17 protein-coding genes and 1 pseudogene are annotated in these 23,983 nt (G+C 63.0%); 10 read left to right on the top strand and 8 right to left on the bottom strand.

Going from position 1 to position 23,983, the window contains the following annotated elements; all coding sequences use genetic code 11:
• Positions 1-26: 26 nt before the first annotated feature.
• The 6 genes and pseudogenes from ACLF3M_RS32945 to ACLF3M_RS32920 all read right to left on the bottom strand — a co-directional run bounded on the left by ACLF3M_RS32945 (position 27) and on the right by ACLF3M_RS32920 (position 6,472).
• On the bottom strand, positions 27-1,178 hold the full coding sequence (locus ACLF3M_RS32945; protein WP_430661271.1) for a hypothetical protein: 1,152 nt from the start codon (positions 1,176-1,178) through the stop codon (positions 27-29).
• A 288-nt stretch (positions 1,179-1,466) separates the two neighbouring features.
• Positions 1,467-1,850, bottom strand: a pseudogene (locus ACLF3M_RS32940) (TniQ family protein); the annotation flags it as partial.
• Between the two features lie 4 nt (positions 1,851-1,854).
• Positions 1,855-2,970 carry a TniB family NTP-binding protein gene (locus tag ACLF3M_RS32935; protein ID WP_430661255.1) on the bottom strand — a complete coding sequence of 372 codons (1,116 nt, stop codon included), beginning with the start codon at positions 2,968-2,970 and terminating at the stop codon, positions 1,855-1,857.
• Between the two features lie 42 nt (positions 2,971-3,012).
• On the bottom strand, positions 3,013-4,977 hold the full coding sequence (locus ACLF3M_RS32930) for a hypothetical protein (protein WP_430661254.1): 1,965 nt from the start codon (positions 4,975-4,977) through the stop codon (positions 3,013-3,015).
• Positions 4,926-5,687, bottom strand: coding sequence for a hypothetical protein (locus ACLF3M_RS32925; protein ID WP_430661253.1), 762 nt, complete (start codon positions 5,685-5,687; stop codon positions 4,926-4,928). Before ACLF3M_RS32925 ends, ACLF3M_RS32930 begins: the two co-directional genes overlap by 52 nt.
• Before the next feature lie 92 nt (positions 5,688-5,779).
• Positions 5,780-6,472, bottom strand: a complete 693-nt coding sequence (locus ACLF3M_RS32920; protein ID WP_430661252.1) for a hypothetical protein — start codon at positions 6,470-6,472, stop codon at positions 5,780-5,782.
• Positions 6,473-7,144: 672 nt separating this feature from the next.
• On the opposite strand from ACLF3M_RS32920, the gene ACLF3M_RS32915 reads away from it, so the two are divergent.
• The 4 genes from ACLF3M_RS32915 to ACLF3M_RS32900 are packed head-to-tail and all read left to right on the top strand — an operon-like array spanning position 7,145 to position 13,975.
• A complete protein-coding gene (locus ACLF3M_RS32915; protein WP_430661251.1) occupies positions 7,145-8,599 on the top strand; it encodes a Wadjet anti-phage system protein JetA family protein in 1,455 nt (484 codons plus the stop codon).
• Positions 8,592-9,332, top strand: coding sequence for a DUF4194 domain-containing protein (locus ACLF3M_RS32910; RefSeq protein ID WP_430661250.1), 741 nt, complete (start codon positions 8,592-8,594; stop codon positions 9,330-9,332). Before ACLF3M_RS32915 ends, ACLF3M_RS32910 begins: the two co-directional genes overlap by 8 nt.
• Positions 9,333-9,334: 2 nt before the next feature.
• Positions 9,335-12,802, top strand: a complete 3,468-nt coding sequence (locus ACLF3M_RS32905) for an SbcC/MukB-like Walker B domain-containing protein (RefSeq protein WP_430661249.1) — start codon at positions 9,335-9,337, stop codon at positions 12,800-12,802.
• Positions 12,803-12,811: 9 nt separating this feature from the next.
• Positions 12,812-13,975 carry a Wadjet anti-phage system protein JetD domain-containing protein gene (locus ACLF3M_RS32900; protein ID WP_430661248.1) on the top strand — a complete coding sequence of 388 codons (1,164 nt, stop codon included), beginning with the start codon at positions 12,812-12,814 and terminating at the stop codon, positions 13,973-13,975.
• A gap of 88 nt (positions 13,976-14,063) precedes the next feature.
• On the opposite strand, the gene ACLF3M_RS32895 is transcribed toward ACLF3M_RS32900, so the two are convergent.
• A complete protein-coding gene (locus tag ACLF3M_RS32895; protein WP_430661247.1) occupies positions 14,064-15,110 on the bottom strand; it encodes a hypothetical protein in 1,047 nt (348 codons plus the stop codon).
• 197 nt (positions 15,111-15,307) lie between these two features.
• Between ACLF3M_RS32895 and ACLF3M_RS32890 the strand changes: the two genes are divergently transcribed.
• The gene (locus tag ACLF3M_RS32890; protein WP_430661246.1) at positions 15,308-15,898 is read left to right on the top strand and encodes a DUF3644 domain-containing protein; all 591 of its coding nucleotides are present in this window, start codon (positions 15,308-15,310) and stop codon (positions 15,896-15,898) included.
• On the opposite strand, the gene ACLF3M_RS32885 is transcribed toward ACLF3M_RS32890, so the two are convergent.
• Positions 15,833-16,935, bottom strand: a protein-coding gene (locus ACLF3M_RS32885; RefSeq protein ID WP_430661245.1) for an IS3 family transposase whose coding sequence is annotated in 2 segments (ribosomal slippage) — positions 15,833-16,674 and positions 16,674-16,935 — 1,104 coding nt in all. Because the reading frame shifts where the segments join, the coding sequence is not laid out codon by codon here. The two genes, ACLF3M_RS32890 and ACLF3M_RS32885, sit on opposite strands and share 66 nt — an antisense overlap.
• 95 nt (positions 16,936-17,030) lie before the next feature.
• On the opposite strand from ACLF3M_RS32885, the gene ACLF3M_RS32880 reads away from it, so the two are divergent.
• The 5 genes from ACLF3M_RS32880 to ACLF3M_RS32860 all read left to right on the top strand — a co-directional run.
• Positions 17,031-17,594 carry a hypothetical protein gene (locus tag ACLF3M_RS32880; RefSeq protein WP_430661244.1) on the top strand — a complete coding sequence of 188 codons (564 nt, stop codon included), beginning with the start codon at positions 17,031-17,033 and terminating at the stop codon, positions 17,592-17,594.
• Between the two features lie 76 nt (positions 17,595-17,670).
• Positions 17,671-17,949: a hypothetical protein gene (locus ACLF3M_RS32875; RefSeq protein ID WP_430661243.1), complete on the top strand. Its 279-nt coding sequence runs from the start codon at positions 17,671-17,673 to the stop codon at positions 17,947-17,949.
• 46 nt (positions 17,950-17,995) lie between these two features.
• Positions 17,996-19,180: a DUF6361 family protein gene (locus tag ACLF3M_RS32870; RefSeq protein WP_430661242.1), complete on the top strand. Its 1,185-nt coding sequence runs from the start codon at positions 17,996-17,998 to the stop codon at positions 19,178-19,180.
• Between the two features lie 116 nt (positions 19,181-19,296).
• Positions 19,297-20,997 (top strand): phospholipase D family protein, encoded by a 1,701-nt coding sequence (locus ACLF3M_RS32865; protein WP_430661241.1) that lies wholly within the window; start codon positions 19,297-19,299, stop codon positions 20,995-20,997.
• 86 nt (positions 20,998-21,083) lie between these two features.
• The coding region (locus ACLF3M_RS32860; protein WP_430661240.1) for a hypothetical protein at positions 21,084-23,983 on the top strand (2,900 nt) is incomplete at its 3' end.

Genomic DNA, 23,983 nt, shown 5'->3' with positions numbered 1-23,983 from the left:
CTCGGACCGATTCTGCAAGGAAATGGTCATTTCAGGTTGGCCAGGATCTCCTTGGCGTCACGCCAAAGGAAAACAAGGTGCCTAGATCCTTGGTCAAGTCCCAGGACAGGACGGCACCCGGCCATCGTCAGGCGGGAAGCTGTCCAGCCCTTATGGCGACCGGCGTCGAGCCCAAGCTTACCAGGCAGCAAGTAGGTCTTCGAGAAGCGCTCAACTGCGGCCCTGGTCACACGCCTGCCGCGACGGCCCTGATCAGCTTCCAGAAGCCGATGGCGCACCAGAAGATGGGCCAGCTCGCTGTTTACCCCAAGCTCAGCCCCTGCCTCTGAAATGCTGAAGTCGGGTTCCTCCACAAGGCGCAAGATGTCCTCTGGCTTGAAGAGCAGCCGTGCCAATCCTCTGCGGCAGGTATCCTGGGCGCGGGCCTCGGTCTGTCCTGACAACAGCTGAACGCAGGCATCGTGCCACCGCCATCCAGATCGAATCAGGCGCCCTGCCGCGTCACCGAAGCCGATAAGCGTGGCCGTTCGCTCGCGCTCAGGCAGACCTCGCAATCGAAAGGATACCGCACCGTCGGTAGCAGCCCTTGGCCACGTCGTCCCTGGTACTAGCACCGCGGCAGGGCGCCCATCTGGAGTGATACCGAGCGCAGCCATCGCTCCGGCAACCCGATCCTTTCGCACGCCGAGCGTGGTCGCCGCCTGCCTTGTGGTCAGCAGATCCAGGCGGTCAGCCTCAATCTGTTCAACCACAGCGACGCTCAGGTGCACCGGCATTCCAGCCCCGGGCGCTTCGACGGAGAGACGAGCGCGCTTAAGAACCTCCTTGAGCTTCGGATAGGCACAGCCCAGCCGATCCGCTGCGTCGGTAAGCGTCAGGCGACCACCACGATCGGCCAAGGGGCCACGCTGAAGCCGCGTTGCAGGGGGACCAGCGTCCATGGACAGGACATGCCTGACTTCGGGAGCCAGGAGTGCTCCAAGGCTTGTCGTGTCGTCGAGGCGAGCAAGCCAGGCCGCGGCCTGTCCGAAGTCGCGACGAGCACCAAAGCGGCCACCGCGAGAAACCCGCCGCGCTGAGAGCCGATTCAGGAATGCGTGGAAGGCATTTGGCCAGGGAGAAAGGCACCCGAAGCCGATACCCACCAGGTCCGCCACCAGCCGAGCGCTCTTGACCATGTGGGTTGGTCCTGGAGGGTCGACGAGTTCAGCGTTGCAGGCGCCGAGGCACATCAGGGTCGACAGGAGCTCGTCGACTGCAAGCGCTACCGGCAGCCCGCACTCCGCAGGACTACCTGTGCCCAGCACCATACCCAGGCAAGCGGCGTGCGCCGCAGCGACGCGCGCACTAACGGCGCTGGCAGGTGCGCGCCGCAAATCATGCCCGCAGGTACACGCAGTGATCGACGTTCCGGTCCAATCCAGATCTTCACCGCAAGCGGGGCACATCGAAATGAGAACTACCCTGTGGACAGGGCAGACCGGCAGCGGGGCGATATCCCATGCCGATCTATGCCACGGCGCGCTAGCAATGCACGCGGGGCACACCCTCCTTATCCCGGTAACCACCATCGACCGGGCTAGAGCGGCTCGTCCCATTCGAACTCGCTCTCCTGCCTTCGCGGCATAGAGCACCCCGCGGAGCGCCGTCGGCGATGAACCGGCCGCTGTAGCAAGCACTGCGGCGGCCGACGTGTCGAATGGGAGAAGCGCTGGCGACGTGTAGTGAAGCCCAAGCGAATTGAGGAACGGCTGGAGTGACAGCCAGCCATTCCTCTCCCCGAGACGGGCGGCAAACCCGAGGAGGCTCTCGCCGTCCCCGGGTTGGCCGAGCCTTAGCCTGAGGGCCACTTTCCTACGCGGCCTCTTCGAGGTTCCCGATGTCGGCTTGGCGCGGCATGCGCCTGCCACGACGCAAACGCGTTTGGCGGCTCGTATCCCTCGTCGGGGGCTCGTAGTCCGCCAGGCTGGCGATTTGGAAGACGTTGACCCAATCCGGGTTCTGGAAATCGCGCCTCCGCTCCTCGACAAGCATCAGCAGGTCCCGGTCGATGACTTCGGTTTCGGCCATCACCGCCTCCATCACGACATCCGCCAGGAAATCCATAAGCCGCCCGAGGTACCCGCCCGTCGCCCAGAACAGCCGATGTGGCATGTCGTCCGTGATGAGATACTTAGCGTCTTGGAGCGGAATCTTTTTCGAGAGCGCTGTCAGTAGTTCAAGCCAATCGGTTCCATCGCTTTCGTTTGAGTCGCCATCCGGCGCATTGTCATCAGCTTTTCCGCCGCCATCCGGTGTGTCGTCGCCAGCGTCGCTTCCATTCCAAACGAACGGCCTCAGGCACTGCGCCCCCATGGAACGCCGCGCGAGTTGTTCATTCAGGTTAAAGGCCATCGCTGCTTCCGGAGTGCCTGCAATGACAAGTGCAATGCCTGCGTTCGCCAGGCTCTTGAACCAATCCGCCAGCTCGTAGGCGAAGTAGCCGGTCCGCCGGTTCAGCAGATGCTGCGCCTCATCCAGAATGAGGACGCGAACTCCCATACCACGAAGGTGGGTCACCAGGAGGCGCGTGAGGTCAGCCTCAGTTTCACGCGTTCTCAGACGTACCCCCAGCGCCTCGAGAAGGGCGCGCATCGCGGCGATCTTGGTGCCAGCAGCAGGAACCTCGGCGTAGACCACTTGCATGATGTCGCCGAGCCGATCCGCGACAGGAGGGTGGCGTTCAAGGAAGCGCTTCAGAATGGTGGACTTCCCGGCGCCTGACTCGCCGATAAGCAGGTAGGTTCTCGCTGGCCGCTTGCTTCCCGGCTCGGGCGGCCCGAAGGCGAGCATGCAGTCAAGGTCATTCGCGACGGCCTGAACCTGTGGCGAGAGGATGTAGTGCCGCCTGAGCTCGGCGAGAAGTTGTGCCGCACGCGCTTGCTTGCTGGCGTTAAGGAAGCCAACTGCGTTCGCATCATCGTGAGACATTTTCTGTTCCCTTCGGTTCAATCAGGTTGCGGTACACAACTGTCAGTCAAACTTCAGCTTGGAGCGCCTACGGGGCAGTTGCAGGACGACGCCCGTGTTGTGCTTAGGCTTCGGCCGCGCAGGCACCTGGGTCGGCTTGGTCGTGATAGGGTTGCCGTCCTCTCCGATGTCAGTGACCTTCCCGGTCGGTGCGGGGTAAGTCGCGTTCATCTTGGTCGACGTGAGGCCGTTCGCGTCGCGGACCCGCGCAACGTCAGCGCGGAGCTTCGCCTTGGCATCCGCAAGCATCGCAATCGTCGCTACTTGTCGAGGCTTCAAGGCCAAGCGAGCCCGTGCCGCGATTTGGTGATGCTCGGCGAGGCTGAGACCAGAGGCGTACTCCCGGTCGATGCAGGGCACGGGGACGTAGTGCCCAGGGCGGCGGAAATCCTCGACGTGGACCTCCGCGAGGTCGTCAGGGTTCACGCGAACCTTCACCGCGCGCGGGGCCTCAGGGTCGTTGAGCATTGCTCTCAAGCGGGCGTCGCGCGGGTCGCAGTAGTGAAGCCCGTAGAGCTCCACTCCCTTACTGGTCAGCTTGCGGAAGTCGACAGCCGCAAGACTGACCATAAGGTCGTGCGCGGAGTTCGGCAGGCTCACGCCGTTGCGCAGCTTCAGACCCTCGTCCCATCGCTCGTTCGGCGTCTGCTTCGTGAAGGAGTGCTCCTGCTGGCAGTAGAAGTCTGCAATCCAACGGTGGACGATGGCGCGAAGCTGCTCGAGCGTGAGGCACGCCTGGGCCCTTGAGTCGTACTTGCCGCGCATTTTCGGATTGGAGAACGTCGTCCCCGGCAGCTGATGCAAAAGCTCGACGTTCAATCGCCTGAAGAAGCGCGCGACCTTCCCCTTGTACTTGGGCTGTCCGGCGGGGCAGTACTGGAGCGTGATTCCAAGCTCCAGCGCCGCTGAACGGAGCGCCGCAGAATGGAACTCAGGTGCGTTGTCCAGCACGAGGACGTCCATCACACCCATGGCTGGCCAGCGGTTGGTTGCCCGCAGATCCTCAGGGTCGCGCGCCAGCAGCTCATCCTTCGGCAGGATGGCATTACGCAGGCACATCATCGTCGAACGCCAGCCCGCCGCGTCCAGGCCTACGTGGACACCGACAATCATCCGGCTCCACCGGTCTAGGGCGACGGTGATTGTCGGGCGTCCAATAGGGACGCCCGTCATCGGGCAAACGACAATCATGTCCATCAGGGTGTGGTCGATTTCCACCTCGTGCAGAAGGTGGTCACCCTGCGGGCCGCGTCCTGAGAGTCCATGCTTGCGGTCGGCCTCCAGGCGACCGTAGACGGCGAGAGTCCTGTCTTCCTCTGAGATATCATTCAGCCTGCGGTAGAACGTGCGCAGGCTCGGAATAGGCAGCTCGATTGTTTGATCGTTGCGCTTCTTCCGCAGTTCGGTCTGCCTCAACCCGACGAGGCGCTTGAACTCCTCGTACGCTTCATTCTTCGGGCTCGACGTGGGTACCATGACGAGGTCGGCGACAACCTGGTCAAGGATGGTCTGGACCTCGTCGCCAAACTGGTCACGTTCGCCACCGCATGCATGGTTGCGCGGGACGAGAATGCGGACATCCGAGAGGTCCTCGAAGCCCAGCTCCATTGCGCGGTGCGCCCACCGGCGAAGCGACCTGGTGCTTGGAGGCGTCACCTCTCGCGGCGGCTTCCCTTCCGCTTGGTCGTTGTCCTTGAGCTGCTGGCACACTCGTGCCGCCAGTTCCTCCAGACCCTTGTTCGACCACCGGCGCCGATGGAGTTTGAACATCTCCCGGACAAAGGGGAGCTTGAACTCCGCAGCAGCCTGCGCCTTTTCGCTCAGGCTCTCGTAGGCAAGCTCGAGCAACTGCTGCGCTTTCTCGGAGAGCAACACCAAGTGCCTCTCGATGCGCAGCGTCCCTTCGCTGTACTCCTTCACAAGAGCCTTTTCTTCGAACGAAGAGGTTGACTCGTCGTCAACGCGCAAGAGGTTGATTTTGCCGTCCTTTGCTCTGGACAGCACGCGGTATCGTACCCCGTCACGCACGAGGTGGTCGTCCCGACGCAGACGCAGCATGGGAGCCATTGATTGGTTTCCTTCCTGAGGGCATTGGGAATGCGAACCGACGTCCGAGGACAAATCGAACCCTGTTCGAGGTCGACGATGAGCTTGCGACGGAGCACCAGAACCAGAAGCTCCTCGCGGCGCGCGTGTGGAATGAGCCGCTCGATGCAGCCAAGTGTGCTGCCTCCGCGCAGGAGGACTGCCTCGCGCACAAGCAGGTCGAGCCCTGGACGGATTGTCGCTCGGCGTGCAGCCAGTACCTGCTTCGCCGAAGCGACCCGGCGACCGAAGGCCGGGGACTTGCTGTTCACCAGCTCGTAGGTGATGCCTTCGCACGCTAGGCTTGCCTGAAGAACTGCGGTCCGATGATCAACCGCGGCACGCGCAGCGGACGACAGGTCCGACCAGGGCTTGACCTCGCGTAGCACGACGCGGCCGTCGTCGAAGCGGACCTCCGCGTCAGGAGTGTGACGGCGCTCCGTACCCTCATCCGACCAGCTGACTGCATCTGGTTGGGCCCGGGCGGCCACGACAGAGCCGTCCGCCTCCAGAGTCATCCAGTGCTCGAGCTCGCCTTGTGACTCGCACGGCACCAGGCAACCCATCAGCGAGCTGGGGAAGAGGCGGGTCACGCGGAGCGGGCTACGCGTCACGATGCGCCGGGTAGGTCCCGCACTGCCATCACGAGGCAGCATCTCCCGGGGAATCTTCCTTGAGATGCGCATCAGCCCTGCTCCGTCCCACCCGACCCAGGGGAGGTGACGCCGAGGCATGCTCCTCGCTTGAGGTTGTCTCGGGGCATTGTGTCGGGGGCTTCGGACCGATTGCCGAGCGAGGTCTTCGACATTGCAATAACCTGCAGCTCGAGTGCTTGAGAATCCTCCTCGACGGGGTGCCTGAAGCCAGATGAAGGAAACGGTCGCCGCAGAACATCGAGACCTAGCTCGATGCACGTCGACACGAACGCCGACGTATGAAACTCCACGCCATTGTCGACGACGACCGTAAGCGGCCGTGTGCTTGCTGGATGCGTATGTGACGGAAGACGCGCGGCTGCGCGCAGCGCAGCGCGCACTAGTTTGGCGTAATCGGCTGCCTTTGGCGGCCCTGCCGTTACTGTCGCGGCGAGCAGCTCGCGCGAGGACAGCAGCGTTGCGGTGCCGATGAACGGCGTCTGGGCACTGCCGTCTGCGGCAGGGACCAGGACGTCCGCTCTTGAAAAGTACTCAAGAAGCTCGGCGGCCTCTTCCCCGAAGCTGTCGCGGATGATGGGAGCGCGTGCCGCGCTTGCTAACCCTGTCTCAGGTGCGCAGTCAGCAACACTATGGCTTTCACTTGCCCGTGCGCGGGCCTTGGCCACCCGTGGGGGCGCTGAAGTCTTGGCACCAGCGTGCCGCGTGAACGCGTTGGTTTTCATGACGGGGCTCCGTTGCTCGACGCGAAATTTCAGACACGACGCCAGCGCGGCGTCGTATCTGGCTGGTCGGCAACGGAAGCACTCGCGAGGTGCTGGACTGGGTCCCTACAGCACCAATGAACACGGAATGCCCTGGGGCATTCGCCCCAAGGCTGGAAACGTGGTGGTCAGGAGACGGAAGAAACACGGTCGTACCCTCGAAGCTGGCCAGGGCGCCGCGACCATCGCGGCGCCGAAGGTCAGCCAGCTATCGAGGAGTCGACGAATGCGCGCGCGAAGACGCCCGCCAAAAGACGGGCGGGCAGCAGACCGGTGGAGGTCGACACAGCACGCACACTCGGCGGATGACACAGCTCGGATCCAGGGTCAAGAAATTTCGTGATCGGAGCGACCTTGAGTGCTGAGGGTGAGGCGTCATGACCTGCTCGGTCGCCTCGGAGGGCCTCCGCACTATCGACAATGCTACACGGCGGCCGAGGCAAGCCAGTACTCGTAGTCCGCGGACACACTATTCGTCGGCGCCGGATACAGGCAGGGAGCTCGTGGACGGTGGCAGGCTAGCCGAACCTCGCAAGGCCGCTGCGCCACTCTTCCATTGAATTGTTTTTGGTTCGTTCCTACCCTGCGGCCGTGATTTGAGCCGAAGCTTTCGGGTCAGGAGCAGGGTAGCAGTTGACGGGGCTCTCAACGGCCACGGATCAGGGAAGGTCGGACAGCCGCCTCTTCGGCCAGCTTCACCTCGACCTATTCCGCCTTCTCGCTGGACCTGCGACCCGGGTCTTCTACGCCGACCTCTTGGAGCACCTTGAGACCGAGGTCTTCTCCTGGTCGGCGGGGGCCGTGCCACAGGGTGACGTCATCGCGGCCCTTCGCGAGTTCGTCGATCGCCGAGGCAGGGGCGTGCCCCTAGAGGAGGAGGCGGGCACCGACGGCGGATCAGCGCCGGATAGTCGTGCCCACATTGCCTACCGGCGTCTCATTGAGACAGGCTGGCTCATCGAGCACCGTGACCGCTACCGCAAGGTGGTCGACTTCGACGGCTATGCCAGGATTGTTCTCCAGTTGCTCCTGGACATTAAGGCGGGCCGCACGCGCAGCTTTGGCGGCGAGGTTCTCGGGGTCTTGTCTAACCTCGAAGCCGCTCTTGGCGATCCAAGGAGCCGCAGCGAGGGGATCCGTAATGCCGCGCGTGCAGCGCGGTCGTTCGTCAACCACTTGCGTTCGGTCGCCAGTGCGATGCGAACCATCGAACAACAGGTGTCCGGCACGACCGAGCTCGCCTTGATGTTCCAGCGCTTTTTCGAAGACTTTGTCGCTCAGCACTTGGTCGAGGACTACAAGCGTCTCCATACGGATGCCAATCCATTCCGGTTCAGTGTGAGAATTGTCGAGACCAGTGAACAGATTCTCGGCAATGCTCTCATCCTTGACACGCTAGGCGACGGCTACGTCGCCGAGGGGCGTGCTGCTGACATTCTCGATGCACGCGCGGTCATTGAGGATGAGCTTCGCTCCGTCATGCGCGTCTTCGACGCGTTCGAGCAGCACATGCAGCTCATCGACGCGGTGAACCGCCGTATTGAAGGGCGCGTCCGGAACACCGTTCGGCACATGGACCGCATCGGTGATGCCCGAACCGAGGACATCGTAGCAGCGATGGTAGCTGTCGGGCGTGCCGCCGTGACTACGCTACCAGGTGGGCCACTGCCGCTGCTTCTCGATGCCCCGCCGTTGGGCCCGGCGCACCTCTTCCAGAACGCGAGGAGGCGATCGCCACCGGAACGTCGGCCCATACGCCGCAGTGCGCCGGATCCGGCGTTTCTTGCCTTCCAGGAAGCGCTCCAGGCCTATCGCGAGCGCATGGACGTGACACCGGCTAAGGCCCGCGCGTACCTGGATCGCGCTCTCGACGGGCGTAAGGAAGCGCGAGCTAGCGAGTTGCCGCTAGCCACGCTGGACGACTTCGTGGTTTTCGAGCGCTTGGCGGTTTTGCCGTGGCTTGGCGACGGGGACCTGACCTCCCAGTACACCATCCAACAGCTTCCGGGCCCCCAATTCTGTAATGACTGGCTATCCTGCGCCGACTTCATCGTCACGCGCCGGGTCGGAGCCCAAGCAGATGGCTGAACTGCAGGAGCTCGAAAAGCTGCTCGAGGCTGAAGGCGACGGGCTGAGGGACGACATCGAGCTGGCCATCCAAGCGCTCCAGTTCCACCAGATCCTCTACGAGGACACCCACGGCGCCAGACGAGCCTACGACGTCGTGCTGCGCCATCGGCCATTCTTCGAGCGGTATTTCGACGCGGCCGGACGGCGGCTGATTGTCGAGCGCAGGGAGGGCATGATTGCGCTCTTGCCGGGACCACGCGCATACGGTTGGCGCGAGACGCGGCTCGCGAAGGACGAGACGCTTACATTGCTCGCCCTGCGATACCTGCTTGAAGATGGCCTCAGAAAGGGGCTGGTGACCGAGTCAGGGCGGATAGAGGCGACCACAGACGATCTGCATGACGCCATTCGAACGATAGCCGCTACTGAGCCACCCAAGATCGAAAGTCGCCTGGTTGAAATACTCCAGGACTTTCGACGACGCGGCATCGTTAGGGTGGGCGCACGCGACCCGGTGGAACGCGTCACTCCCATCGAGGTCCTGCCCGGGGTGCGACTGATCTGCACGGACGAGTTTGCCAAGCACCTCGTCGCCTGGGCGGAAACCGGCGCTTCGGAACACCCGGATGAGGACATCTTCGACTTCATTTCGGCCCGCCGCGGAGCGGCAGGAGGTCCGACCGAAGAGACCGATCTCTCAGATGCAGGCGAACCCGAGACGCAGGCCGAAGTCCATTCGGGTGAGGACTAGCGATGTTCGAGCTGCGTCGCGTCAGTCTGCACAACTGGTACCTCTTCGAGGGCGAAGACCTCGAGGTTCGGGGCGCTATCGCCCTGCTCGGCCAGACCGGCTCAGGCAAGAGCGCCATCCTGGACGCGGTCCAGACCGTAGTCACGGGTTGCAACCGTAGCGCCTTGCGCCTGAACGCGTCCGCGGGCGAGGCACGTGACCGAACAGTGGCCAGCTACTGCTTGGGAGAGGTATCCGACGTCGAAGGGGGCGAGCCGCGCCGCGAATCCAGCGAGACCGTCGTTGCAGTCACTTTCACCAATGGGGCGAACCAGAATGTCTCGATCGGCTTGCTCCTGTCTGTGGACAGAGCCGAGCTGTCCGCCGACCCAGTCCGGGCGCGGTTCCTGATCCGAGGACACGGCTTTGCGCTAGCGGATTTCGTCGAGACGGACACTGAGGGCAATCAGTTCGTGCCAGGGCACGAAGAGCTTCAGAGTCGAATGAAGGCTCGCTTCGGGAAGGCCATCACCTTCCACGCGAGGTCCACACCCTTCGTCGCGGAATTCCTGACCGCGATGCGTCCTCGTCACTCGCCGGATCCGGAGCGCTTTCTACGGACCTTCGCCGCGGCTCTTTCTGCACGCGAGATCAAGGATCCCACGGATTTCGTCCGCCGCTTCGTGCTGGATCAGCGGAACCTCGACATTCAGGGCGTGCGCCAGTCCATCAAGGTGTGGACCGAGCTTCAGGAGGAGGTGAAGAAGCTCGAGAAAATGCTGGCCGCCGGGAAGTCGGCACGAGCGAGGTACACCAATTGGGCTACTCATAGGATCGGGGCCGATACCCAGACCTTCATTGCCAGCTTTGCAGACCGACTTTTGATAGAGCGGTCGATCCAAACCGACGAGACGCAACGGGCAGCCTTCGACGAACGGCGAACACGGCGAACGTCCGAGATTGGCGATATCGAAGCAGGTATCGTGCGACTTGAGCAGCTCAATCGTCGTGACATTGGCCTGGCGGCCACTACTGACGAGGCACGCAAGAGGCAGGCACTGGAGGCCGATCTTCGGAGTGTGCGCACTGAGGTCAGCGTCCTCGCGCGACCGCTGCAAGACGCTTTAGCGCCCTACCTGTGGGTCACCCAGATGGCGCGCCTTGAGGCGCACTTGCCAGCATATGCCAGGGCGGCAGTGGCGGCGGCGGCGGAGCTAGCATCGCGCACATCCGGAAGGCCGCCGCTGGACTGGGCTATGGAAGGTACAGACGTGCGGCTGCTGGCCGAGCGCGTGCGAAAGGTGCTGCAGGCCGATGGCTCCCTTCGGCAGCAGCTGGCAGCGACGATATCGGACCTGACTACGCTGCAAGGCGAACTCGCGGCACTAGATGGACAGCTTCGCGCGGCTGGGGACGGCGGTCCCCTGCTTTCGCGAGAGACAATTGAGTTTCGTGGAGAACTTACGCGCCGCGGAATACCGGCTGTGGCCCTGCCGGACGTAGTGGACGTCTCCGAACCAGAGTGGGCCTTCGCCCTGGAAGCGCTGCTTGGCGCCCATCGTGAGGCACTGATCGTGCCGGTGGCGCAAGTCGACGAGGCCTTTGATGTACTTTACCACAACCGGCAGCGGTTCGACGTCTGCCGTCTCGTCAACACGCGAAAGACGAAGGCCGGTCGGGCTCGGCTGACAGAAAAATCGATAGCTGAAGTCGCCGTGACGAATGATGTCGACGCCCGGAGCTTCATTGACAGCCGCGTCGGCCGCTTTACGCGAGCGGATTCTCAGCAAGAGTTCGAGCAGAGCGACACAGCCATTCTGCGAAATGGCAAGACCTCCTCTGGTCAGTCGCTCAGGGTGTTCCGTGATAGGCGACCGATCCTCGGGCGCACCGCGCAGGCTGCCGCTATCGAAGAGGCAAGGCGGCGACGGGCAGAGGTGCAGGAGAGTATCGAGGGACCTAGTGGGCTAGAGCAGCGTCGGCGGCTTCTCGAGGGCGGGCTTCGGTGCCTCGAAGCACTAGCGTTAGCAGCGGAGCCGGATCGCATCGAGACAGATGCTAGAGCTCTCGAGGACGCGCGTGTCCGTGCCCTCGGCCTGCAACGTGACATCCATGAGCTCTCGAGCTCGGACTCGACGGGCTTGCTGGCGGCGATTGCCGACCGAGAGGAACGCATCGTCGGTATGAAGGATGACATCGCCGCGCTTCGGAAAGACGTTGCGGTGGACAGCGAGCAAATCGTCAAGTTGAAGGTGCGCATTCAGCAGGCCACTCACCGCGCCGCACAATTGAAACAGATGGAGGCCATGCTAGCTGCTCGACAGCTCGCCGAGCGAGAACGCCAAACCATTGAGGCGGCGGGGATCACAGACACAATCCTCGTGGTCCGAGAGCGAGTGCTGAATCAGCTTGGAATCGCGTGGAGCGGGCGTGAGGAGAAGGAGCTCCGCGGTCTCAAGGCGGCAGCGGAGGCGGAGAGTCAGCGGCACAACGAGCAACTAAGAGAGGCACAGAGGAGGGCTGAACGAGAGTTCTACGATTTCATCAGCGATTATGTCGGCCAGAACCCGCTACCACCTGAGGCGGACGAGGCGGACAAGCTGTTCTGGCTCGACGGTCGTGTTCGCCGCCTCGAGGAGCATGAGTTGATGCCCCACCGGGACCGAGTGGCCAAGGCGCGCGAGGAAGTGGAGGTCATGCTCAAGGAGGACCTCCTCACCAAGCTGAACGAGCGCCTTGAGTACGGCCGCGTCCAGCTTGATTCCCTGAACCGGCGGCTCGTTGGCCGCACTTTTGTCGGTCAGACCTATGCGTTTTCGAGGCGCATAAACGAGAGGCTGAAGCCGTTGGCGGACTTGGCCAAGCGCGTTGGGCTCACCTTTGACGGCAGCTATGCGACACTCAGCCAGGCGAAGGATGCCGAGTTCGCAGAGGCGCTGAGGCGCGTCGAGGAGATCGTCGTCAGCCAGGACGATACGAAAGAGATTGAGGACTACCGCAACTACCACGTCTACGACCTGCAGATCCGCAGCGCCGATGGGCGCGTGTCGGATCTGTCGAAGATTGCCGGAAAGCTCTCCGGCGGTCAGAGGCAAGCGCCCTACTACGTGGCCATCGCTGCATCCATGCTTTCGATGTATTTCCCCGGCGGCAGAACGGGCGACAGCGACGGCCTCGGCTTGATCCTCTTCGACGAGGCGTTCAACCAGCTCGATGTCCGCAACACCCAGGCACTCCTTCATCTTTTCCAAGGGCTCGGGTTGCAGGTCGTCATCGCCGCGCCGGAGGCGCACCGCCCGACCTTCCTCGAGTGCATGGACACGATCGTGAGCGTTGTTCGACAGCCCAGCACTGAGGACGTCCTGCTTCGCCCAACCTTCCCCGGTCCCGCCGCCAGGGCAGCCATGAGACAAGAGAACCCGGAGCACCTCGGCGTCGAGGGCTTTCGCGAACGTATCAAGTCTGCCGAGCAGCACAAGGCGGCGGAGTGACAACTGGCGATGTCAGCCGATCAGGCGCGCCAACTTCTGAACAAGCTCCTTGACCGGATTGAGAGTCGGCCAGACCGCGTACTTGCTGTCCACGAGCGGCCGCCGGAGATTCCGAGCGCTGCTGATAAGGCTGCCTTCGAAGCTGTCCTCGCGGACGCCGAACGGGCTGGGGCAATTGAAGTTAAGCGGCACAAGCGCGGCGAGATGCGCCACTTGGTGGACAGGATTAGCCTTGTCGATGCCAGCGCCCTATATCGCTTCCTCGCGCGGTCGCCATTGTCGGACATCGTCTCTGAGGCGGTGTTGGAACTACGACGCGACTTGCCCCACCCACACGAGGACACTGAACGCTGCCTCCAGCATCTTGAGGAAGGCTGGCGCGCAGCGCGCAGCCCATTGGGCCTTCGACCGTCCGATACACAGACGGGTGCCTTCCTGCGATGCCTTGAGGCGGTGCTACGCCGCGACCAAAATGACCGCCGCGATCTGCGGAGTTTCTCGGCACAGTCACTGGGCGATAGCAAGCTGTTGGAGGAGAACCTCGCGCGGGTCCTCGACTGGCTAGCGAAGGTGGGCCGTATCCCCTCTGACCTCACTGAGGGCGAAGCGGCCGCGGCAGCAGGACTCGAGAAATTCCAGCATCCAGTGCTCGTGGCCGGTACTGCCCTGTTCGCGGGTAAGGGGATAGCCGAACTCACCTATGTGGGGATCGCGCCAGACGACACTGGGCACCTCAGCGCACCCGGTAGCCTCCGGGCTGTGCTCACCATTGAGAACTTTGCATCGTTCAATCGCTACGTGCGCGAGGCACTTCGGCCGGACGAAGCGGCTGTCTACACAGGCGGGTTCCCCAGCCGAGCAGTCCTGGACGTTGTTCGGCGCCTGACGTCCGAAAGTGCGCAGCTGTGGCATTGGGGCGATGTCGATCCAGGCGGCATCCGGATCGCAGACTACATGGCGAGGAAGCTTGACCCCAAGCTCCGCCTCCACCTCATGAGCCCGGACTATGCGCTGAAGGTTGGCAGGAGGGCAGGTGGCATCCCTGGTCTCGGGAACCTCTCTGGCTCACCTGACGTGCAAGCGCTTGCAGCGTTCCTCGCCGCCGAGCCGACGGCTCACCTCGAGCAGGAGCTCGTGGACCCAAAGCCGATCTGTTCAGCTGAACTCTGCTAGGCCAGGAATAATGCGGCCTTGGGGCGGGCTACGGCACCTCGCGCTAGGGACGAGTGGCTGCACAAGGTTCGTGGCAAACGACGCAGGCTCAGGATGCAGCGCGGGACTTCTGGAAATCTCTCACAACGCTATCGGCGTCGTCTTTGGAAATCGACACTCGAACTACGTGCGAACTCGATGCCTGAACGTCACGTGGGGTTACTTGCAGCGCCGCTTCAAGCCTGGGGCGTGCGATCTCTTGGGTTGTGCGGCGTTCAAAAAGATCGTGACGCTGGATCCATCCTCGATATTCCTTTAGCGCCTCGTTCGCAGGCGAGTGATCCGAATAGATAAGAGCCCTGATCAGCGCGGCGCGCCGGAGGGTGACTGCCGTATGTATGATAGTATCGCTTGGCGCGGTTGCGGCTCCCACTGTCCAGTAATAAAGACCGGCTCCAGCGCAGCCCAAATCACGAAATTCCGGTACTATGGTTCGCATCTGTTCAATCAATTCAGGAAACACCACACTCCAAATTCCACTGATGGCTGGCCCTCTATCTTCGGTAAAGAGGCGCTTCGTGTAAATTAGAAATGCTTTATTCTGCTGCTGAGCTGCTTCTAGCTGCTTTCGGTATAGCGGTTTAAGTCGCTTTCCTTCTAAATCTATGATTATTATGTATAATACGTCGTCCAAACCGGCCTCGGAAAATCCATCCATGATTTCACATATCGCCTGCCCAGAAACTGCCGTGTCTATAAAGGCGAATTTCCGGCCGCGTGGTATTCCGTCGATCTGGTAAGTATTGGCGCGCGGCTCTAGCGTTGGGTGTGCGCAGAATTTGCTACGCAAATAGACGTAGAAATTATAGAATGGATCGGTGTTCGGCGCTCTCAACATTCCCGCGACTACTCGACACCAAAATCGGCGAACGTCGCGCGGGCTCACACCGATGTCTAAATTCCCAATATCAGCAGTGAAGGGTAAATACATCGCTTTGGTGATTGGATTGGATAAGAACGACCTTACAACTCGGTCAAGACCGCCGCGATGGTCAGAGCGCTCGCGGCGGCTGGTCCAATAAACCGTACAGGCGTCGACGATCGGCGCTGCCCCCCGGCTCGGGACAATGAGGAAATCAAACTCGTTGTCGTGCATGGTTTCGAATATAACGCTCACCTCTTTGCACGCCTCAGCGTATGAAATTAGGTTGTCCAAAGAGATATCATCCACCTTGCGGCTCCTTCGTGTCTCGACACCATTTGCAGCCAGCTCGTGTTCCGCCCCCTCAAGTTGCCCCTTCGAAACGTGAGCCGGACCGTGCACCATGGGGCTCCCACAGAGTCCCGAGCTGCATGCGTCCTCCGCGCCATAAAGCCCTCGTCGACAAGGCCGTCTCGGCCTGTCTCGCCGCCGTCGAGATCTACAACAAGCCTCTCTTCCCGCATCGGGAGGAGGTCTTCGCGATCATGATGATTAACGCTTGGGAGCTCCTGCTCAAGGCGCGTATCCTGAAGGAGGGCGGCAACAAGATGCGCGTTCTCTACCAAATGGAAACGCCCGACACGAAGGCCGGGAAACCCGGACGGCGGCAGAAGATCCGCATGACCGGCGGCGGCACCCCCCGCACCATCCCGCTCGGCACCGCCATCGCGCAGGCCGCCAAGCTGAAGGCGAACCCGCTGCCGCCAGTGGCCGAGGACAACATCCGGGCGATCGCCGAGATCCGGAACGCCGCCGTCCACTTCGTTAACGCTGACGAGATGCTTCAGGAAAAGGTCTGGCAACTCGGGACTGGCAGCCTCAAGAACTTCGTACGGGCCGCGCAGGACTGGTTCGGCTGCGACCTCTTGGTCCGCTCCCCGCCTCTGGTCCAGGGGCTACGCAACTCGTCGGGCTCGTTCAGCCTGCTTGGCGAACGCCCGCGGGGTCAAGTTCCCCAGTGACCCGTGCGGCCGTTCCTCGTTGTACTCCCTCCTCCAAGCCTCCAGCCGCTCCCGCGCATCGGCCAGCGACAGGAACCAGGAGGCGTTCAGGCATTCGGCCCGTAGGCGGCCGTTGAAGGCCTCGATATGCGCATTGTCCGTGGGCTTGCCGGGCCGCGAGAAGTCGATCTCCACCCCGTTCAGGTAAGCCCACTGGTCCAGCATCCGGCCCGCGAACTCCGGCCCGTTGTCCACCTTCAGCGCCTTCGACCGTCCCCGCTGCCGCGCCAGCCGGTCCAACTCGGCGACCACATCGAAGGCCCGGAAACTCGCTCTCGGCACTATCGAGAGCGCCTCTCGCGTATGGGCGTCGATCACAGTCAGGATCCGGATCGGCCGCCCGTCGAAGAGCGCGTCCGAGACGAAGTCCATCGACCACACCTCGTTCGGCGCCGTCGCCCCAGGCCGCCCCACGCGGTAGCGCCAGGCCCGCTTGCGCCGCGGTACCTTCGCCCGGATCGACAGACCTTCCTCGCTGTAGAGCCGGTAGGTCCGCTTGTGGTTCACAGGCCAGCCCTCCCTGCGCAGCAGCACGTGCAGACGTCGGTAGCCATACCTGACCCGGCTGGCGGCCAGGTCGCGCAGCCGCACGCGCAGCTCGACCTGCGGATCCCGCCGCGAGCGATACCGATGCGACGACCTCCGGAAGCCCGTCGCCGAACACGCCCGCCGTTCGCCCACGCCGTAGGCGCCCTGCAGATGGCGCACCACCTCGCGGCGCACGACGGGCTTCACCACTTTCGCCGCAGCACGTCCTGCAACATGGACTTGTCGAGCGTCAGGTCCGCGACAAGCCGCTTCAGCTTCGCGTTCTCCTCCTCAAGCTGCTTCAGCCGCCGGATCTCCGCCACGCCCATCCCGGCGAACTGCTTCTTCCACCGGTAGAACGTCGGCTCGGAGACGCCCATCTTGCGGCAGACCTCCTCCACCGCGGTGCCGCCCTCCGCCTGGCGCAGAGCAAAGGCGATCTGCTCATCCGCGTAACGCTTCCGCTTCATGGCACCCTCCTCCAGGGATCAGAGTGCCCGAAAAAATCGCGCTCCGGCTGGACCAGTTACCCGGGGCAGGACCACTCTCAGAGCACCGCGTGTTCATGATGCCGCTGGCATTCGTGCAGCCTGAAAATGTGGCCGCGGTGCTTCTGAAAGAGCGCCCGAAAGAGATCGCGAACCTCACGGCCTTCCTCGACGCCTTGGAAAAGCGACACGCAGGCATTGGCGCCGACAAGCCCTTTGTCATGGGGCTGAAGCTCGAGTTCAAGCTGGCGGCCTCGAGGCAGGCCGACGCACCCGCCGTTCGGCTTACCGTTGATCCGAAGGCACCGCCAGTCCGCCTCTCAGAGGAGGAACTGAAGGATCGGTTCCCGCTAACTTACGACACACTCGTCGAGAAGCTCCAGGCCCGCTACTCGGACTTCAAGGTTAACCGGTTGTTCCACAAGCAGCGCGCGAAGCTGGAGGGTGACCCGCGCCTGACGCACATCCGCAAGCTGGATCCCTTTAGCAAGAACTCCTCTACGAAGAGGTTCTACGCACCGGGCATGGTGGACCGCTTCGACGCGCACTATACCAAGAAGTCGGCGACGAACCCCACGCCTGCGGCTGCCGCAGGCACCCCGGCGGCAGCGGCCGCGCCTAAGCGGCCCAAGGTGGCGTAGGTCAGTTAGATCGACAGCCGTGGCGCGGCAAGAAGGCCTGGGCTCCTGCGCCGCCCGGATCGTATGGTCGCTCGATATGACCGAGAAAACCTCGAACGAGCCGCAGTCGTCCCCTGATCCAGCGCCGTTGAGCGAGCGCGAGGAAGCCGCCTTGGCCAAGCTCTTGCCATTCGTCCGATTGCTCGCGCGTATCGTGGCTCGGGAAGAGTTTGCCAAAGCGAAGACCAACCCGGCGGTGCCCGGGCAAACCGGAGCGTCGCGCAGACCTGAAGACTATCAACAATCCCCAACGATCTGTGGCAGCGGCCGCGCGAAACGTGGCCACGGCCATCCAGGGTCAGAGAAGTTGCGCTGAGGCATCTCGTTCGGCATCGTGTTAGCCTCCACTGAGGCGACTTCAATTGGCTCACTTTGGGTGGACATATCTCTCGCGCGACGCTCTTCGCAAAGCGGAGGCGCAGCTTAGCGGCGCTTCGGAAGACGTCAGGGACGAGGTCGGCTTTCTGCTGCTGCACCAGCGGTATGCCGACCGCTTCTTCCCCGGCACATCGGTGCTCCACACGCGGCTTCGCTACGTGCTGTTCGTTCCATGGATCTATCAGCGGCTCTGGGAGGCGCCTCCCAAAGGCGACTTTGGAAGGGCTTTGGCGGACCTAGAAACGCGCCTTGTCGGGCGCCTCAAGGACGCCAACGAGGAAGGCATCATCGGCGGGCGCCTTCACCCCAAGCACTCGGCGCAACCGCCATCAGCCGTCTACTGGACCGCACTGGCCAAGTGGCGAATTCTGCGAATGCCCGAGGGTCGCTCAAACCAGCTATCCCGCGCGCAGGTCCACCAGTTCATCCGTCGCGCTTCACGGGTCTCTCGAGACGACGATGGCCGCCCGCTCCAGGATTTAGAGTTCCCTTTCGTTGGGCTTCCATCTGCCCCGGCTGACTGGGATGGCGATGGACCGCTCAGCTTCAATCTGGGTAAACGTGAAAAGGACTTTTTGCACGCCCGTTTGGCCGACGTGTCGTCGCCAATGCACCCGCATCGCCCGTCATTGCTCTCCCGTCTCGCTGAACAACGGATGGCGTTACCTGACCACGCCTGGGGTGAGGCTGCTCTGGCTGTTGCCGCCGACGATCGGGACGCGTTGCGCCGCGCAGGTCAGGCAGCCGCACTCGCGGCAGTTGGACGTGCGGTTTACGCCGCTTTGCTTGAGAGAAGGGTTGGGCCGAGCAACGCTGGGCTCTCCCATGCCGACAAGCTCGAGAAGGCTTTGGAGAACTTCGCGAGGCGAGCGCATCGTCTCGACCTGGCGGCCATGGCTGAGGACGTCGGTGCATTGCCAGGTGTCGTCCAGCGAGTTCTCAAGGAGACGCACTCTTGGCTCGTCAGCGGCGCCGGGGACCCCGAGCTTCTGTTCGACGCTTATGCGGCGGCTGAAGAGCGACGGAAGGGGCCCCTCGCCAGGCTCCCCCCCACGCTGAACGGTGCGAGACGCCGCGGTGAGTGGGATCGTGACCACCATCCTGAGCCAACCGAGTTGCACTATCGTTGGAAGCGAGTTCGCCAACTGGTTGAGGACCTACACGCTTGACGCCCAAGCAGGATGCCTGGGCGACACAAGCCTTCCTGGACTCCCTGAGGCCGCCGCCGGGCTGGAAGGTGTCCGCGTCCATTCTGGCTACCTACTCGGCGGAGCTGCCTGCAGTGGTGGCTGCGCTGCTCGCATTGGCAGGGCGAGACGATGAGCGCGGGAGAGGGTCGAAGATTGACCTGGCCGAGGCGATCGAGCAGTTGCGCGGCCGGGTCGCCGTTCTCTACCAGGGAGGCCGACTCACCGGGCCGCGCAGCCGTCCCGCCATCTGTGGGCTCCTGGATCAGTTTCTCGTCGGGTTGCCGTACGACGCAAGCAAGCAAAGCTGGCATGCGAAGGTGGCGCTCGTCCGGATGGACGACGCTGAAGAGAACGCGGCATGGCGTCTCTGGATCGGCAGCCGCAACCTAACCGCGTCCGACCATCTTGAGTTCGGTTTGCTGCTGGATGGCAGCAGCGGGCCAAAAGCCCGTGGACAGTCCATTCCTGGGGTTGACGAGTTAGCGCGAGAGCTCGTCGCTCGCGCGGCCCTGCCCGATAGCGCCGCCTCGCTCCTGAAAACCGCTGGAGAGGCCAAATGGGTCACGCCGACGGGTGTCCGCGTTCCCGAAGTACGTCTCCTCCGAGACTCGGAAAGGAGGTACCTACCAGTCGCACCACGCGGCGTCGAAGAAGTCACCGTGGTCAGCCCGTTTCTCCATCCGAGGACCGTTCGCGAGATCGGTAGCTGGGGCGCTAGCAACTGCCGCCGCCGCATACTGTCGACCATACCTGAGCTCGCGCGCGTCTACGCGGCGCAGGGAAACCCGCTAGCCGGATATGTCGAGCTGCTCGCTCTAAATGGTGCTCTCCAGGCAGCAGAAGAAGCAGAGCTGGACGAAAGCACCGAGGTAGAGGCTGGAGCTGAGCGCCACGAACCTGGCCTACACGCGAAGCTGCTCGTCGCTCGGCGGGGAGACCGCCTCACGATGTGGGTCGGAAGTGCCAATGCCACGGAACGGGCGTGGCGAGGCCGCAACGTCGAGCTAGTCGCTCGAATGGAGGGGCCAGCGACACTGTATAGCGGCATTGAGGCGCTTCTCGGCACAGCGAGGCCCGTCACACTCGAGCAACTTGCGTCAATTGGAGCCGTCACTCGCGACGAAGCGGAGGAGCGGCTTGAGGCGGCGCGCGCTCATGTCGTCGCCACCTGGACCGGAAGGCTGGTGCACGAGGAGGGCATCTTCCGGCTGGCGTGCGACAGCCCGCCGCATTCAGCAGATACCGAGATCGGTCTTCTTGTCGGCCGCGTGGTAGGGCCGATGCAAGTTTGGCCTCGGGGCGCGGGGACGATATTGCTCGGCGTGGTGCCTCCAGCTGAACAAACGGGTCTGGTAACCCTGAGTCTACGCCTCGCCGATAAGGAGGTGACTTGGCTTCAGGGGTGCAGTGTCCATCCGCCACTTGGTGAGCTTCGGGACCGTGCAGCACTTGCCGCCTACTTGGGCGCCAGCGCCTTTCTGGTCTGGCTCCGGTCTCTACTTGATGGAGAGCTTGCAGATGGGGATGCTTCGGGGCCTTGGGACGCAAGTGGTCTGATTGGACGTGCCGAGCCCCCGGATAGCGCCGACCAGCCGGAGCAGATCACCGTCGAGGAGATACTGAGATCCTGGGCGAGGGATCCCAGCGCCTTCCGTCTGACCGACCAGCGAATGCGCGACTACCTGCAAGAGGTAATCCTTCGCGTCGACCCAGCGGATGCCAAATCTGCGGCACTCCTGCGCGACGTCGGCGCCGCCTGGGACATGCTCCGCTCCGAACTCATAGGTTCTGCCTAGCGATGCGACCGCGCAATTTCCAAGCGGCCACGATCGCCGCAGCAGTCCGGGTACTCGGCGACATCTCAGGTCCGCGACGATTCCTGGTGGCGGACGAAGTTGGTCTGGGAAAGACGGTCGTTGCCACAGGCGTCGTTGAGAGGCTGGCCCATAAAGCCGGAAAGCCGATCACGGTGTTCTATGTGGCAAATGGGCCGACGGTGGCCCACCAGAACCGGGACCGCCTCGTCGACTTTCTTCCTCGTGACGATCGCAAGCGCGCCATCTCTAGGGCGGACAGGCTCGGGCTGATTCCTCTGACCGCGCGTCCGCGCGGCCGGGTGGTCGTTTACTCGCTTACCCCTGGAACGTCGTTCCCCGACTCTAATGCACGCCTTTCCGGCGGGAAAAAAGAGGAGCGCGCCTTCATCGTGGCGCTAATTCGTAGGGCGTTGCCACGGCTTTTGCCGCGCATCAAACCGAACGTCCTGCAGGGCGGGGTTGCTCGTGAAGAAACTTGGTTGGCCTTGTTGGACGCCAAGCGTAAGGCCGCGAACGACGCCCCCAAGGGACTTGTGGGTGCTTTCCGCGTCGCCCTGGGAAAGGAGTTCGGTCAGCCAGTTCGGGAAAAGGTGGCCGAAGCCTCGTGGAGTGAGAGCGGTAGAAGATTTGCTGGGCGCCTTCGCCGTGCGCTTGCGGAAGCGGCGCTTCTGGCGATGCCACCCGACCTCATCATTTTTGACGAGTTCCAGCGATACCGTGCTCTCCTGTCGAATGCGGGTAGGTCCGACCGCCTAGTGAAAGCGCTTCTCGACGGCCGCAGGGGCAACCCGCCTGCGCTCCTCCTGCTCTCTGCCACGCCATACAGGCAATACGTGAGCCGGTGGGAGGAGGCGCGAGGGATCGAGGCGCAGTCCGAGTTCTTCGAACTCATTGAGTTTCTAGCCGGTAACCGCGGAGCAGACGTTCGACGCGACGCGGAAGATGCATTCCGCGCCTTCGGGAGCGCTCTACGCGGCATCGCGTCACTTCCGAGGGCATCACCAGACCTGCCGGTCGTAGAGCGGCAGGCGCGAGATGCCCGCGAGGCGATCCACCGTATCCTCGCTCCTTTGATGGCCAGAACGGAGCGCCGCATTACCGCCGCAGATCTCGATCGCACCCACCTGCTCCAAGCTCCGCTCCAACCCAGCGATATCCGAGTGTACCGACATCTGATTGAGGGGTTCGCCAAGGTGGACCGGAGCGATGCCATTGCTTACTGGTCGTCGATCCCGCTTCCAGCGCAGGCAATGGGTAAGCGCTACGAAGCGAGCAGGCGTGCGAAGTTCCGGAGAGACGGTAGGTTGGTGAAGCTTACACCGGGAATGCGAGATCGACTTGAGGCTCCCACGGCTTGGCCAAGCCCCAAGCTTCGGGCTCTCGAGGAACTCGCAAAGCCGGAGTATCTCTCCCTCCCGTGGTGCCGCCCGTCGAAGAGTTGGTGGCCGCTCGGCAAGGGATGGGAAGCCCCCCAGGACACGAAGATGCTCGTCTTCTCCCGCTTCAGAGCGACGCCTCCAGCGGTAGCCGCCCTGACGAGCTTTGGTGTCGAGGCGCGCTACCTATCCAAGGTTCGGGGCGGCTACGAGGGTAGTTGGAACCGCAGCCGTCTCGAGGCGGGCTCGCGAGGACCGTCGGTCATGGCTCTCTTCCATCCTTCGCCGTTCCTCGCCTTGGCGACGGATCCACTTCTTGGCGCGGGTGGCACTCTCTCGCACGCACGTACCGCTGTATCGAGGCAATTGAAGAGCGCGCTGGCAGCCCTCGGCGTAAAAATAGAGACAGATCGTAAGGCACGCGGGCGAGATCGTCAGGCGTGGGAACTCATTGCCGGACTGGACAGGCTTGCCGGGTACCAGGCGCACAGTCGTTCTGCGTGGGATGGCGTCACTGCCGCAGGAATGAAGGACGTAGTGGCGCGATGGCACGGAGCGGTGCCGCCGACGGGGCTTACGCGCAACGAGTTCAGGAAGGTACTAACGTATGCCATGAGTGCACCGGGTGCCGTCCTCGCGCGCTCGGTCTTGAGGCATGCACCTGACAAGCTGTTATCAGCCGGTCTGCCTGAACTCGTCGACGCATCTTGGAACGGTCTGCGGCTGTACCTGGATAAGTCTGTCTTTCGAGCGCGCCTGCCCGGCAAGACCTTCCCTGAGGCTCTGCTGCAGGCGGTAGTCGACGGCGGCCTTGAGGCGGCGCTCGACGAGCACTTATGGCTCCGACGGGGTACGGAACCGAGCGCGGAAGCTCTCCTGAAGGACTTGAAAACGTCGTTCGGAGTCGGCCGGAGTTCATTCCAGTTCGACCAAGTCGGCGCTGTTGCTACGGCAAGGAAGCTCCGTATCCGGTGCCACGTTGCCGTGCCTTTCGGAGCGACCGAGTCTGCGAAGGATCAGAGGGACGCCAAGGGCGAGGACAGAGCCGACGATCTGCGTGTCGCGTTCAACTCCCCATTCTGGCCATACGTCCTGTCCACTACATCTGTTGGGCAAGAGGGCCTTGACTTTCACTCCTGGTGCAGCCGGATCGGACACTGGGATTTGTGTTCCAGCCCGGTCGACCTGGAGCAGCGGGAAGGCCGCGTTCAGCGCTTCGCGAGCCTTGCAATCCGTAGGGCTCTCGCAGGGCTCACAGGTGAAGCCGCACTCGCGCAAGTCTCTTCAATGCACGAATCGCTCTGGAGTCGAATTCAGGCGACCGCGGAGCAAGAACACGCGGACGATACGGGCCTCGCGCCTTGGTGGACCCTGCCCGACGCGGAGATTGGCAGGTACGTCTTCGGGCTAAAGATGGGACGCGATAGCGCGAGGCACGCGCGTCTTCGGGAGGCGCGGCTTCTTTATCGTCTCGCTCTAGGTCAGCCTAACGCTGAGGATCTCGTCGACCGGCTCGCCTCCAGCGATCCCGCGCGGCTGTCTCTGCTCAGGGAGCTAAGTCTGGACCTCTCCGCGCTACGGCGGGAGCG

The organism is Falsiroseomonas sp. HW251 (genome assembly GCF_050563545.1).
GTDB lineage: Bacteria > Pseudomonadota > Alphaproteobacteria > Acetobacterales > Acetobacteraceae > Falsiroseomonas.
Note: the sequence above shows the minus strand (reverse complement) of the source record. Positions and strands in the feature narration are given on the sequence as shown.